Source organism: Alteromonas sp. W12 (genome assembly GCF_001924945.1).
Classification (GTDB): Bacteria; Pseudomonadota; Gammaproteobacteria; order Enterobacterales; family Alteromonadaceae; genus Alteromonas; species Alteromonas macleodii.
Genome location: NZ_LQXH01000014.1, coordinates 122,493 through 136,669, shown reverse-complemented (window position 1 = coordinate 136,669; position 14,177 = coordinate 122,493). Strand labels below are relative to the sequence as shown.

The 14,177-nt window shown below is 43.2% G+C and carries 14 protein-coding genes; 3 read left to right on the top strand and 11 right to left on the bottom strand.

Features of this window, described 5'->3' with window-relative positions:
- Positions 1 to 217 precede the first annotated feature (217 nt).
- The 6 genes from AWH61_RS19935 to cysK form a co-directional block, all read right to left on the bottom strand.
- Complete coding sequence (locus AWH61_RS19935; protein ID WP_075178017.1) at positions 218 to 442, bottom strand: hypothetical protein; 225 nt, start codon at positions 440 to 442, stop codon at positions 218 to 220.
- A gap of 16 nt (positions 443 to 458) precedes the next feature.
- Positions 459 to 659: a hypothetical protein gene (locus AWH61_RS19930; RefSeq protein WP_075178016.1), complete on the bottom strand. Its 201-nt coding sequence runs from the start codon at positions 657 to 659 to the stop codon at positions 459 to 461.
- A gap of 556 nt (positions 660 to 1,215) precedes the next feature.
- Positions 1,216 to 1,518, bottom strand: a complete 303-nt coding sequence (locus AWH61_RS20190) for a hypothetical protein (protein ID WP_170870521.1) — start codon at positions 1,516 to 1,518, stop codon at positions 1,216 to 1,218.
- A gap of 539 nt (positions 1,519 to 2,057) precedes the next feature.
- On the bottom strand, positions 2,058 to 2,549 hold the full coding sequence (locus AWH61_RS19915; RefSeq protein ID WP_075178014.1) for a hypothetical protein: 492 nt from the start codon (positions 2,547 to 2,549) through the stop codon (positions 2,058 to 2,060).
- A gap of 223 nt (positions 2,550 to 2,772) precedes the next feature.
- Positions 2,773 to 3,231 (bottom strand): nuclear transport factor 2 family protein, encoded by a 459-nt coding sequence (locus AWH61_RS19910; RefSeq protein ID WP_014949692.1) that lies wholly within the window; start codon positions 3,229 to 3,231, stop codon positions 2,773 to 2,775.
- A 246-nt stretch (positions 3,232 to 3,477) separates the two neighbouring features.
- Positions 3,478 to 4,443 (bottom strand): cysteine synthase A, encoded by a 966-nt coding sequence (cysK, locus tag AWH61_RS19900; protein WP_014949690.1) that lies wholly within the window; start codon positions 4,441 to 4,443, stop codon positions 3,478 to 3,480.
- A gap of 271 nt (positions 4,444 to 4,714) precedes the next feature.
- Here cysK and AWH61_RS19895 point away from each other — a divergent pair, with 271 nt between their 5' ends.
- Genes AWH61_RS19895 through AWH61_RS19885 form a run of 3 tightly spaced genes read left to right on the top strand, consistent with a single transcriptional unit; the run spans position 4,715 to position 7,501 of the window.
- Positions 4,715 to 5,551 (top strand): AAA family ATPase, encoded by an 837-nt coding sequence (locus tag AWH61_RS19895; protein ID WP_014949689.1) that lies wholly within the window; start codon positions 4,715 to 4,717, stop codon positions 5,549 to 5,551.
- Positions 5,551 to 6,732, top strand: a complete 1,182-nt coding sequence (locus AWH61_RS19890; protein ID WP_075178013.1) for a vWA domain-containing protein — start codon at positions 5,551 to 5,553, stop codon at positions 6,730 to 6,732. Before AWH61_RS19895 ends, AWH61_RS19890 begins: the two co-directional genes overlap by 1 nt.
- 49 nt (positions 6,733 to 6,781) lie before the next feature.
- Positions 6,782 to 7,501: a nucleotidyltransferase family protein gene (locus tag AWH61_RS19885; RefSeq protein WP_075178019.1), complete on the top strand. Its 720-nt coding sequence runs from the start codon at positions 6,782 to 6,784 to the stop codon at positions 7,499 to 7,501.
- An 88-nt stretch (positions 7,502 to 7,589) separates the two neighbouring features.
- Here AWH61_RS19885 and AWH61_RS19880 read toward each other — a convergent pair whose 3' ends face one another.
- The 5 genes from AWH61_RS19880 to AWH61_RS19860 all read right to left on the bottom strand — a co-directional run bounded on the left by AWH61_RS19880 (position 7,590) and on the right by AWH61_RS19860 (position 14,171).
- Entirely contained in the window at positions 7,590 to 8,963 is a 1,374-nt protein-coding gene (locus AWH61_RS19880) for an MATE family efflux transporter (protein WP_075178012.1), read from the bottom strand.
- 100 nt (positions 8,964 to 9,063) lie between these two features.
- On the bottom strand, positions 9,064 to 10,278 hold the full coding sequence (gene moeA / locus AWH61_RS19875; protein ID WP_075178011.1) for a molybdopterin molybdotransferase MoeA: 1,215 nt from the start codon (positions 10,276 to 10,278) through the stop codon (positions 9,064 to 9,066).
- A 138-nt stretch (positions 10,279 to 10,416) separates the two neighbouring features.
- The gene (locus AWH61_RS19870) at positions 10,417 to 11,130 is read right to left on the bottom strand and encodes a phosphoglycolate phosphatase (protein ID WP_075178010.1); all 714 of its coding nucleotides are present in this window, start codon (positions 11,128 to 11,130) and stop codon (positions 10,417 to 10,419) included.
- Positions 11,131 to 11,187: 57 nt separating this feature from the next.
- Positions 11,188 to 12,942, bottom strand: a complete 1,755-nt coding sequence (locus AWH61_RS19865) for a sugar phosphorylase (RefSeq protein WP_075178009.1) — start codon at positions 12,940 to 12,942, stop codon at positions 11,188 to 11,190.
- A gap of 5 nt (positions 12,943 to 12,947) precedes the next feature.
- The gene (locus tag AWH61_RS19860; RefSeq protein WP_075178008.1) at positions 12,948 to 14,171 is read right to left on the bottom strand and encodes a glycosyltransferase family protein; all 1,224 of its coding nucleotides are present in this window, start codon (positions 14,169 to 14,171) and stop codon (positions 12,948 to 12,950) included.
- Positions 14,172 to 14,177 lie beyond the last annotated feature (6 nt).

Sequence of the window (14,177 nt, the reverse complement as noted above, 5' to 3'; positions counted from 1 at the left end):
ATTATAGCTCCCAAAAACAAACCAATGATTTTAGATAGAGAAAAACCAATGAGTGCGAGATAAAGGGCAATTCCTGATTTACGAATCTTAGTCATTTGAATTCATATGCAACATAACGCTTTGCTAAGGGGCAATTGACTGTTGGCTAGACTTGCGCGAAGCGCCAAGCCAACTGTTAATTGTCCCAGTGAGTTTACGAACGAACTTGAGCAACTTGTTATACGTTTTGTAAGTTTTTCAACAAAGATTCAAGTGCTTCTTTAAATTTTGGCTCTACAGAACCCATATTTAGTGCATTAACTAAATATTCTTCGATCAGGGGGCGTGACTCAACAGGAATACCATCAATATTTTTTGAAGCTAAATCTTGGTTCAATAACTGACAGTCTTTAGATGATAACGTATGTTCTTGTGGAAGACTTAAAAGTTTATCCAAGTTCATTTTTTAATTCTCGTTCTTATTCTGCTATTGAGTAAAAGGCGTTTAACTCTTTAATTGAAATAGTAATTGGATCTTTATCCGTATTTAAATGTTGAGTAGTGTCTGTAGGATTCACTTCAACAAGTGTGACAACTTGATTAGCAGAAGATACTTCCATTGAAATTATTACGTATTTTGCTTCTTCATTTTCCCGACTAACTATATCTGAAATTTTCATATTTACTCCTTTATCACTCGAACCCCAAGAAACGTATAACGCTAAGCTAACGGGCAGTGACGTAGCGGCATAATCGCGAAGCGCCGCTGCGTTACTGTCCCAGTGAACGAAGTGAACGTGTTTAGCGCTTTGTTATGTGCGTGCATTTTTAGACCCACAGACAAGTGTCTCCTCCCCTAGATGGTAGACATTATTGATAGCTACGTATGTACCAGAGACTACGCCTGAGATGGGGAGTAATACGAGACCGCTGATTGAATAGAAGGTATTGGTATCCTCAAATCCATTAATAACTTTAAGTGTTTTGCGGTCTGAGGATATTTCACACTTATTCACTTTTGCCGTATCGGTTTCTGGAACGACTATACATGCGCTTAGCAGAGGAATACTTAGAATTAAGAAGGCTGGTAGTTTCATTAAATAAATCCTTTTATTTTTGATTACACAGGTTAGCACATAACTTTCCAATAACGGGCGCAGACATGTGGGGCATAATGGCGAAGCCGCCCCGCGTGTATGCGTCCCAGCGAACGCAGTGAGTGTGTTGATTGGGTTGTTATGTGGCATTTAAATAAGACGCACCAATAGCGCCGCCAATAATGAAAAACAGTACAAATATCATTGAGCTTAAGAATGACTGTATAGCTATTGACCAGTGTTTCTTATATAACCAATAAAAGCTACTAAAAAATATAGCAACTGAGAGAAAACCGCCAGCAACGAGAATCGGTAATTCACGGGAAAGCATAGTGTGAATATCAATTGCTTCTCTTTCAAACTGATAAAGGTCAACTTTTGCGACAATGATTAAAAAGAGCCCCAATATTGCTGGCGACCAAACTATAAATATTCGCTTCATAGTGATGACACATAACATTAAGCTAAGCGGCGCAGTTACGTGGGGCATAATGGCGAAGCCGCCCCGCGTAAATGCGTCCGAGCGACCGAAGGGAGTGAACTTAAGCGCCTTGTTAGAAGCAGAGGCTGTTCCTTCGGCCTTTTTAAAAACTAATGAAGCCAGCATACGATTGATTGTTAACACAAACAAGCAAAACGATGGCGCAGTGAGGTTTTGATTTAACTGAAGCTAGCCGCCATCTGAGCTATCGAGTGTAATGGCGCTTGCTGACTCAAAATAAGAATTTGGTGATAAAGCGCCTATTACACCACCTTTGAGTTGAACGCGGCGGATTTAAACCTACCACAAGCCAGAGCGATGCTAATGAAAACGGGTGAGGGTAGTTTTACTGGGACTTTTATAAAGCCAAACGCAGTTTAGGCTGACGCCTTATAACACCCTGCTTAGGGGCGCAAACACATGGGCTAAAATTTAGGAGCGAAGCGACGCAGCCCATGTGTTTGCGTCCCAGCGAGCCTGCGAGCGACTACAGCAGTTTGTTATGCGATTTTTAATAAAAGCCTTGTTCTTTCAATGTTGGATGCTTTTGATTTGCCATCTAAGGACTCCCGAAGCGACATTTGTTCCTGTGCGTCAAGCACTGATTGAGAACTCAGCAGTGCTGTTGAGGTACCAAGTGTTGAATACCATTCTTCTGAACATGTTGAGATAAACTGAGACATATCCGACGCACATTTTTCTATAGAGCTTGGTTCTTCGGCATATTCAAATCTGGCTAATTCATTAAGTTCCTGCTCGATTGGCCCAAATAACGCAACAAATTCCAACTCAGAGTTTAATGGTCTGATACACGTGTGAATTCTAAAAAATGGACCAAAAGTGAATTTGTGAATATGAATAAACTGAACCAAATGCTCTCGTTCTCTGACCCAGATCGTTGGCTTGGTTCGCATAAAACCGAGTGCCTTGATTTGATTAGTAAGCCTTCTCAAGACTTTATCTGCATTGGAACGTTCTAGTTTTTTATCCATGTTACACCAATCGCATAACAATTTAATGTACAGAAAAAATCCTTTATGCAAGGTGGAAACTATCCGTATATCACTTATGAGCGTTTTAAAATTATTATCCTAAAACAATACTTTGAACAAAAAATAAATGCCTTTAAGTGTAAAAGCCGGAAAACATCCTTTTTATTTTCTTCATTTGTAAAAAGCTACGTTGCTGGCCATAAAAACAACATTTATCTACACGTTATAAATAGGCATCTGGATGAATTTTATTAACCTTCCATTCACCGTCTTCTTTAATCAAGTCTAGGCTACGCAAGTCTTCAATTTTATCGTCGTTGTATGTTCCACTTAAAAATACGGTGATTGTCGATTTTTCTGCGAACTCGTTGCGGCCAACTCGGCCTGCACTCTGTGGAGTGATGGTGACGGTGTCATATTTAAGGTTTAAGAGGTGGCGCTGAACGTTACTGTTAGTGTGGTATCTCGTTAATATACGAGACAGTTTTTCGCTTGATAGGCGAATTGCTGTATCAAGGTTGTCATCTTCATAAACACTTTTGAGAAACGCTACGGTGGTGTACTCAGGGGTACTTTCATCAAGCATGCCGTACCGCCCGATGCCTTCTTCCTTTTTACCGCAAGCGGATAAAATCAACACTGTAAAAAGCCCGAATAGGGCGTACCACATACGCGTTTTCATTTGGATTACCTTAATGTAAAGAGGTCCGTTTCTTATTGATAGTTTTATATCTCAACGAAGTCAATGTGCTCGCCGCTTCGCTAATCTATGCTTTGATTATTCACAATATTGCGCACAAAAGCAAAGTAATAGAGCGTAAAACTCAGGTGTTTGTGTTCATGAAACTTCAGGAGAAACAGAAGAGAGTAGGCATAAAAAAAACGAGGCACTAGGCCTCGTTTTTAAATAATTGAAACATTTTGGTGGTTATTGAACTTCTTCTTGTTCGTCGAACGCACCAGCAAACAAAGGGCTACTTAGGTAACGTTCTGTGCCGCTTGCTAGAAGTACTACAACCACTTTGTCTTTGTTTTCTGGGCGTTCAGCAAAACGCTTAGCGGCAACAACGGCTGCACCAGAAGAAATACCTGCAAGAATACCTTCATCGGTCATTAGCTTGCGCGCCATGTCCATACATTCTTCGTTGGTAACTTGCTCAACTTCGTCAATTAGGTCTAGATCTAGGTTACCTGGAATGAAACCTGCGCCAATACCTTGAATTTTGTGTGGGCCAGGGGTTAATTCTTCGCCCGCAAGCGCTTGGGTAATTACTGGAGAGTCTGTTGGCTCAACGGCAATAGAAGTAATTGCTTTACCTTTCGTATTTTTAAGGTAGCGACTTACACCCGTGATTGTACCACCCGTACCTACACCAGCTACGAATGCATCTACTTTACCGTCTGTATCTTCCCAAATTTCAGGGCCAGTGGTTTTTTCGTGAATAGCTGGGTTAGCCGGGTTGTCGAACTGTTGAAGCAATACGTATTTGTCTGGATCTGATGCCACAATTTCTTGTGCAGCGGCAACGGCACCTTTCATGCCCTTAGGCGCTTCAGTAAGAACAAGGTTTGCGCCCAAAGCTTTTAGAAGTTTGCGACGCTCAAGGCTCATGCTGCTAGGCATGGTTAGCGTTAGCTTATAACCGCGAGACGCTGCAACAAACGCCAAAGCGATACCTGTGTTACCACTGGTCGGCTCTACAATTTCTTTACCTTCGGTAAGGACACCGCGCTTTTCAGCATCCCAAATCATGTTTGCGCCAATACGGCACTTAACGCTGAAGCTTGGGTTACGCGATTCAATTTTTGCGTATACATTACCTGATGTTACGCGATTTAGCTTAACTAGTGGCGTGCGGCCAATAGATAGGGAATTGTCGTCAAATACGTTCATTATAAATCCTTACCTCGTTCCTTATTTTATAGGAAACCCCGTCTGTCGTGATCTGTACGACCTTTTTAATAGTTAATAATTCAACGCGTGTGATAGTTAATAATTCACAGCCTGAATTAGGGGATTTCGTCATACCCCTATATCATTGGTCCCAATCAGTAAAATGCAAAGTGCTTTTTAGCTATATGTTATATCTATGGGCAATCATGAGAAGGCCTTGATATTATAGTTAAAATTGCAAAGACGAAAAATTATACGGAGTACAACAATAATGGCTTTTAGTGGCACGTCTAATTATATCGCAACCAAAGACTTACAGCTGGCGGTTAACGCAGCTATTACGCTAGAGCGTCCGCTTTTAATTAAAGGCGAGCCGGGCACAGGTAAAACCATGCTTGCTGAAGAATTGGCCGAGAGTTTAGGCACCGAACTAATTCAGTGGCACATTAAATCAACCACTAAAGCACAGCAAGGTTTGTACGAATACGACGCAGTGTCACGTCTTCGTGACTCTCAACTTGGTGATGATCGCGTTCACGATATCAGCAACTACATCGTAAAAGGTAAATTATGGGAAGCCTTTAGCGCAGAAAAGCGCCCGGTACTATTAATTGATGAAATTGATAAAGCTGACATTGAGTTTCCCAACGACTTGCTGCTAGAGCTCGATAAGATGGAGTTCTTCGTTTATGAAACGCAGGAACGTGTAGTCGCGAAGCAGCGTCCTATTGTTATTATTACATCGAACAACGAAAAAGAGCTGCCAGATGCTTTCTTGCGCCGTTGTTTCTTCCACTACATTCAGTTCCCGAATCCAGAGGAAATGCAAGAAATCGTTAACGTACATTTCCCAGATTTAAAGAAAAAGCTGCTTGATGAAGCGTTAAAGGCCTTCTTTGAAATTCGCGAAGTACCAGGGCTTAAGAAAAAGCCTTCTACCTCTGAACTTATCGACTGGCTGAAGCTCTTGGTTGCTGAGGATATTCCACCAGAAGCGCTTCATTCTAAAGACGGAAAAGCTGCTATTCCACCACTTTACGGGGCACTGCTTAAAAACGAACAAGACATACATTTGTTTGAAAAACTGGTCTTTATGGCGCGTCGCTAATGCTTATTCAGTTTTTTTATACACTGCGAAAATATCAGGTGAAAACCACGCTGCGCGAGTTGCTGGATTTGCTTAGTGCGCTAGAAAAGCACGTGGTGTATGCCGATATCGAAGCGTTCTACAGTTTGTCGCGTACCATAATGGTTAAGGACGAAACTCAGTACGATAAGTTCGACAGGGCGTTTGCTGAATATTTTGAAGGTGTTGAATCTATCGACTTGTTCGGTAAAGACATTCCCGAAGAATGGCTGCGTAAGGAAATTGAAAAAAATTTAAGCCCTGAAGAGCGTGAGGCGTTGCGTAAAGCCGGCGGTCTTGACGAGCTGATGGAAACCCTGAAGAAGCGCTTAGAAGAACAAGAAAAGCGTCACCAAGGTGGAAATAAATGGGTGGGTACCGGCGGAACATCCCCGTTTGGCGCTTATGGCGACAATCCAGAAGGTGTGCGAATAGGGCAAAAGGGAAACAGAAAGTTTTCGGCGGTAAAAGTATGGGATAAACGCGAGTTTAAAAACCTAAGCTCTGATGTAGAACTGGGTACGCGTAACATAAAAGTGGCCCTTAGGAAGCTACGAAAGTTTGCTCGCACCGGCGCAAGTGAGCAGTTAGATGTGCCAACAACCATAGGTGAGACAGCTAAAAAAGGCGGTTTACTCGATATTCACATGGCGCCCGAGCGCCATAATGCGGTAAAAGTGTTGATGTTTTTTGATGTGGGCGGCTCTATGGACCCACACGTAAAAAGTACTCAAGAGCTTTTCTCTGCGGTGCAAAGCGAGTTTAAATACTTAGAGTACTTTTATTTCCACAACTGCGTGTATGAGGAGGTGTGGAAAGATAACCTTCGTCGTAATAAAGAACGCATTCCTATCTGGGATATCATTCATCGCTACGGAAAAGACTACAAGGTAATTTTTGTAGGTGACGCTACCATGGGGCCGTATGAAATAACGTATCCAGGTGGCAGTGTAGAGCATTGGAATGAAGAGCCGGGCAGTGTGTGGATGCAGCGTTTATTGAACCACTTTAACAACGCAGTGTGGCTTAATCCGCAAGCTGAGAATTATTGGCCGTATTATTCGTCTATCAAAATTATTCGTGAAATTATGGAAGACAGAATGTATGGGCTTACGCTTGAAGGGTTAACGGCTGCTATTAAAGGGCTTAGCAGAAGCCGCTAAGCCCTTTGACGTGTCACGTTTTATTTCTTTTGATATAACGGATGTTGAATTGAAGTCGGAAAATTATGCCGTAGCACTTGTGGTGTTGGCTGGCGGAAAGAGCACTCGCTACAAGGGTAATAAGCTTTTATCGGAACACCCAATTTCTGCGCTTTCTCTAATACAACACAGTGTGGGGGAGGTAGTTAGTGCGCGCAATGACTTAGCATTAACCAGTGAATTACCCATTACCGTTGTTACGGGTAAATGGCATGATTCCGTAAATACGCAGCTAAAGCACTCTCCATGTAAGGATTCTGAACTACCCATCAGTATCGTTCACAACGCTAATTGGGATGAAGGCCTCGCATCAAGTATTTGCACGGGACTTACGCATCTTTTAAGCCTTTCATCACTGTCGAAATCAGTATCCCCGACAGCAAAGGGCTTGTGTACAAGACCTACTCATGTGCTATTCACGTTGGCCGATTTGCCGAGTCTTAATGCACAAGACTTCGTTCACCTTATCAACACTTCTTATGCGAACCCTAATCACATAGTATGCAGTGAATGGCAAAAGCAGGGAGAGAACAATAGTCGATTAACCGTGCCTGCTATCTTTCCTGAAGCGGTATTTAGTGAACTGCTAGCGCTAAGTGGCGATATGGGGGCTAAGCCGGTTATTAGGAAGCATGCGAAATTAGGTAGGGTAACGGCCGTGTCTATACCTAACGCACAATTTGATATAGACACGCCACAAGACTGGGACAAACTAAAAAGCAGGGGGTAACTGCTTTGGTTCAATTGAACATTTTAAACTCGCCCCTCGGGAAGGTCTGGCAAGCTTCTGAGTGGGCAATGATCTATGCGGATTGGTATTATGCATTCGCGATACGATGCACAGCACTGGGCCTTTGGATGTAAAGAAGGCGTGCACCTAGCATAACAGCTGCGGCACTCAATCCTACAATGAAGCCAATCCAAAACCCTGCTGCGGCCATTGGTTCTGCCGTTATCCAGTTTGTTCTACCTAAAATAACGCCTGTAGGTAGACCTATTAACCAGTAGGACACAAAGGTAATAACAAACATCGCTGTTGTGTCTTTATAGCCGCGTAATGCATTAGCCGAAATCACCTGAACCGCATCAGACAATTGGAATAACGCCGCATAAATCAATAGCGCATTTGCCAAGGTATATACGGCTTCGTCGCTGGTGTACAGGCCAATGATGAATCCCTTTGCTAGCAGGGTGAAGCTAGCCGTACACGCAGCGGTGAAAAAACCGATCAAAATAGCGGTTCGAGCTGCAATTTTTGCCTGTCGCGGGTTATTTTGCCCTATGCGATAGCCAATGCGAATTGCTGCTGCCATACCAATGCTCATAGGAAACATGAACATCAGGGCCGAGAAATTCAGTGCGACTTGGTGGGCCGCTACCGTTGTGGCACCAAAAGGGGCTAATAACAACGCAACCAGTGAAAACAGCGTCACTTCAAACAGGATAGTCATAGCAATGGGTAAGCCCATTTTGAAGGTGCGATTTATGGTTACCATGTTAGGTTTATACAACTGTCCGAACAAATTGTACTTTTGCAGGGCATGGGCAAAACGAACATAGATAACGGTTGCTATAAGCATAGTGTAAATCACAATGGCCGTTGCAATACCACAACCCGCACCGCCCATAGCTGGTAATGGGCCTACACCATAGATAAACAGGTAGTTTCCTACAATGTTCGCCATCAGCCCGATAACCGTAATAATCATAGTGGGTTTGGTTTTACCCAAGCCTTCACAATAGTTTCTAAGCCATTGGTAAAGTGCAAATCCAGGCATAGCGAACAGCACATAAAGTACGTAGTCTACGGTAATGCTAAATAGCTCGGGCGCCATAGGGAACAGCGCGACTATGCTTTCAGTAAATGGAATTAAGCCTGCTACCGCTAATCCCACAAAGAAAACCAGATAACCAGCTTGCTGACTTGCGTCGGCAATACCACTTAAATTTTTGTTTCCCTGCAGCCGTGAAATGATTGGGGGAAGTGCCAGCGCTATACCCTGTATAAAGCAAAGCAGTGGCACAGTGATGCTAAATCCAAGTGCTACCGCAGCCATGTCGGTTGCACTGTAACGCCCAGCCATAATAGTATCGCTAACGCCCATTAGCATTTGAGTAATCTGCGCAACCAACAATGGCCATGCTAGTTTTAAAATGTCTCTTCCTTCTAAAAGAAAGCGTTTTTTATTCACGGTAATGTGTCTCTATATGGGTCGCCTAGGGCGATAAAAATGCAGAAAATAAAAACGAGCTTAAAAGCCTTAACGAAGTAGCGTTTCAACAACGAACTTGTTAAAAATGTAGCGGTATAACCGGAACCGTATCGCCAACTTTTAACTCACTTATATCTTCATGTACCACCATTAGGCAGTTAGCAGAAGTGATTGAAGTCATAACGCCAGAGCTTTGTGACTTAAATGGTGTGACTTCCCATTCACCTTGATTATTTCTTACCATGGTTGCACGCTGAAAGTCTCGGCGGCCTGCACGTCGCTTAAGAGGTGTCGTAATGCTAGCGTTAACAAAGAACGGCTCGTGTGGTTGTACTTGTCCTTGCATTTTTTTGATAACAGGCACAACCAATAATTTTGCGGTAACAAATGAAGACACAGGGTTGCCAGGCAAACCGCAAAACAACGTGTTGTTTATTTTGCCCAGTGCAAAGGGTTTACCCGGTTTAACCGCGACTTTCCAAAAGTCGATAGTGCCCAATTCAGCGATGATATCTTTTACATAGTCGGCATCGCCCACAGATACGCCACCGCTACTTACCATTACATCTACACGCTTGCTCGCCTCAATGAAGAGTTTACGCAAAGATGCTTCGTCGTCTTCTACAATGCCGAAATCAACAAGCTCTACATTTTCATTGCTTAAGATACTACTTACACCAACGCGATTAGACTCGAAAATTTGTGTCGATTTACAGGGTTCGCCAGGTGCAGCAAGTTCAGAACCAGTCGCGACTACACCAACGCGAAGTTTTCTGAATACTGACACCTTACTGTTTCCTTGGGAGGACAGCAGCATAAGGTGTTCGGCGTGAAGGCGCGTGCCCTTGCTTATTAGTGTATCGCCACTGGCGATATCATTGGCCTTTTTACGTATATTCTCTTGCGCCGATGGAATTTTATTGATCAAAACCGCGCCATCATGACTTTCGGTATTCTCTACCATTACAACGGCGTTAGCATTGGCAGGCACCGGGGCCCCCGTCATTATTTTAAATGCTTTGCCTTTTTCAAGCGGCTCATCAGCACTCATGCCAGCTGTAATTACACCCTGTACTTCGAGTTTACCAATGTGTTTAAGATCTTCTGCATTTACGGCATAGCCATCCATTGCTGAATTATCCCATGGCGGGACATCAACGTGGGCAGTTACATCTTGGGCCAAGATGCGGTTGTTGGCGTCAAAAATGCTCACTTGCTCAACGTCGTGTATCGCTTTTGCAGCGTCTAATGCTTTAGTGAGGGCTTCTTCTAGTGAAAGCCATTTAGATGACATACCAACAACTCCATGAAATGATTTAACACGCGGATATTACAGAAAAAGCGGCCTTATACCAAAGGTTAAAGCGTGAAATAAAAGAAAGTATGCGTAAACGACGCAATTGAAGTTTCATCAATGGCTATGTCAGATGAATTAAGAAGCGAGCGTTAATATCTCTTCAAAGTCGTCGAAAACCCAGTTAGGTTTATATTTTGCGATGTTCTCACCATAGTTATACCCGTAGGTAAGCCCTATACTTTTTATGTTCGCGGCTTTTGCGGCAACAATGTCATTTTTAGAATCTCCAACCATTACACACTGTGAGGGCGAAACACCAAGCTTTTCACAGGCGTGCAGAAGGGGAAGGGAAGAAGGCTTTTTTTCCGGTAAACTATCACCGCCAATGGTAAGCGAAAACAACGAAAATATTGAGAACGATGAAAGAATAGGCTCAATAAATTCCGAAGGTTTATTAGTGATTAATGCTAGCGTGAACCCTTGTTCTTTTAGCGCGTGAAGTGTTGCGAACACGCCGTCGTACAGCACTGTACTCTTAGTATCTAGCGTTCGGTAATAGAACAGAAATTTTTCTAAAGCGGCATCAATCTCGTTTGATGTGTAATGGTGTCTGATCTCTGCGTTGCCGCTCAATCCGCGTTCTACCAGAACACGAGCACCATTTCCAACCCAGTGTCTAATTGTCTGCTCGTTATACGTTGGTAATTGGTAGTCGTTTAATGTTTGATTTAACGCTGTTGCCAAATCAGGAACAGAGTCCACTAAGGTTCCATCTAAATCGAAAAAAAAGGTATTAATTTCCTGCATTACAAACTTTTGATTTGCTAACTCGTGTGACAAGCATAACACCGCAGTATCCTTACCGCGGTAGATTTATTGGTCGACTGGCGTTATAAGCTCAAAGATTCATTCAAAATCTTGGTTGCTGATCCAAAGCACTTGATAAGGCTTCATTTGTAAGAAACCACTAGAAAGGGCTATCTCGTCACGGGTGATGAGATCAATCCAATTATCTGTGCCAATAAGATTTATGTCAGACAGCAAAATTGTTTGTTCTTCGTCTGAAATATTACTAATACAGAAAATACTTTGCTTTCTATCGAGACTTTGTCGCCAGTAGCCAAATAATTGGTTACCAAGCTGCAAAGTAAACTGCGTTGCATTGGGGTGAAATGCAGGCTGCGCTTTACGTATACGTATAAGCTGCGAGATTCGAGTGAGTACTTTGTGATGCTGTGAAAAGGGCGAGTCTAATAGAGCCTCTAACTCGTTAAAGTCCCAACGTTTTCTGTTGATTGAACGATTTTGTCCTGTATTAGCGACTTTTTCGTAATCGTTGGATGTGCCAAGTAAACTGTGAATGTAAATTCCTGGTATACCTTCCATACCTAACATTATGGCGTGAGCACAAATAAATCGGTCCACTTGATACTTATCAGGGCCCTTGGTGGTTCCTTGCAGCGCGTCGAACAGGGTGATGTTTATCTCGTAAGGCTTTTGCTGACCGTGATCAGAAGCGCGCCACGACACCTTGCCGCCAAAGTGCTGCATTGTATGCACAAGCTCTGAAATTTCTTCATCTGACAGTAGGCCTTCCGCCGGACGCAAGCCAATACCATCGTGCGAAGCGATAAAGTTAAAGTAGGCTGTGCCGTTTTGCGCCGGTGGCATACTCATCATCCAGCTTTTCAAATACGTACAATCACCCGTTACTAATGTATTTACAAGTAACGGCGGAAGCGAAAAGTTGTAGATAGCATGGGCTTCGTTAGCATTACCAAAGTACGTTAGGTTTTCCCTGTTGGGAATATTGGTTTCGGTAATGATTATGATGGAAGGATCCACATGTTCAATCAGCGTTCGGATCAAACGGATGACTTCGTGGGTTTGGAATAAATTAATGCAGTTTGTACCTACAATTTTCCAAAGAAATGCCACTGCGTCTAAGCGAAAGATTTTAGCGCCTTTATCAATATACAGCTTGATGATATCGATAAACGCTAACAACACCTTGGGGTTTCTAAAGTCAAAGTCAACTTGGTCGTGACTAAATGTGCACCATACATGCTTTGTACCGTTGGCGGTTTCCGTTTCTCGCAGCAAGGGCGACACACGAGGTCGAGTTACCATGGAGAGGTCATCAGATGGGTCTGCTGTGAAGAAAAAGTCAGATCCTGGTCCTTCACCCTTCACAAAGTTATCAAACCACACGCTTCTTGCAGAGCAGTGATTGATAACTAAGTCGGTCATCAAGCCATAATCCTCAGCAATGACTTCAATATCGTCCCATGAACCTAGTGCTTCATTCACCGTAGAGTAATCGATAACCGAAAACCCATCGTCTGAGCTGTATGGAAAGAAGGGCAGGATGTGAACGTTATTAACGGTATTCTTGCAGTAGCGGTGCAAAAACTTATTTAACGTAACCAGCGGGCGCTCCCCTTCGTCAATGACACTATCACCGTAGGTAATCATGATAATGTCATCTTCATCCCAATAATTGTGATGAGACTGAGGTGAAGCAATATCCGTTTGCTTTTGAATGCCTATAGTGTTCATTAACTCAGTCGCTAGCGCCTCATACGAGACGTCCAGCGATACATCGGCATAAATGCTTTCTAAATGGTGTTTTACTTTGTCATGGAGATGGTCCCATGCCATATTACTTACTCCATATATTCTGCAGTATCGGCTTCAACCGCTTCTAATAGTCGCTCTAAAATATCGGGTACCGCGCTGTTCACGCGGTTCCAGCTTGGTATAAACGGCGTTTCCATAGGGTTTTCTAAAAAGTTTTGCCCCGCTTTCATGATGTTACTGGCAAACATTTCTACTGCTTTCTCTTCGCTGTGAATGTCTAAGTTCAAGCCATTCATTACCGCGTCATTGTGGTAGGTTTCTATAAAGTCTAGCGCAATACGGAAATAGGTGGCTTTAATTGAGCGGAACATTTCGTTGCTAAACGTATAGCCTTGCGTGGCAAGTTTTCTGAAAATGGCTTTGGTAATGTCGATAGACATTTTAGATAAACCACCTTGGTCGTTATTAAGCGATAAATCCTGATGTTTATGGTCGTAAATATCACATATATCTGCCTGACACAGGCGGTTGTGCGAATAGTTGCGGTGCATTTCAGACAGCACACCAATTTCTAAGCCCCAGTCACTTGGAATGCGAATATCGTTTAGTACGTCGCGTCTAAACGAAAACTCACCCGCTAATGGATAGCGGAAGCTGTCCATAAACTCCAAGTATTCGTTGTCACCCATTATGCGTTTTAATGCACGAAGTAATGGCGTAACAAGAAGTCGAGAAACACGGCCATTAATTTTGCCGTTAGCCACACGCGCATAGTAACCCTTACAAAACTCGTAGTTAAACATTGGGTTGGCTACAGGGTAGATAAGCTTTGCGAGCAAATCTTTGTTATAGGTAACAATATCGCAATCGTGTAGTGCAACAGATTCTGCTCGATTCGATGCTAGTACGTAGCCCATGCAGTACCAAACGTTTCGGCCTTTACCTAACTCCTTTGGCGCCAAGCCTTGAGCCTGAAGCTCTTCATCAAGTGCTTTAAGGCGAGGACCGTCGTTCCATAGCACTCTGTGATGCTGAGGAAGTTTGCCGAAGAATTTAAGTGCGTGTTTGTACTGCTCTTCATTGGCTCGGTCCAGACCGATGACAATTTCTGATAAGTAGGGCACGTCTGTTAATTCGTTGACGATATGTGGAAGTGCGTCGCCTTCTAATTCAGAAAAGAGCGACGGTAATATAAGTGCCATAGGGCGCTTCTGTGAAAACTGTAGAAGCTCTGCTTCAAGCTCTTCGGTAGGACGACGAGCTAAGTTATGTAACGTAGTAACCACACCATTTTGATAAAAATCAGCCATGTGTCC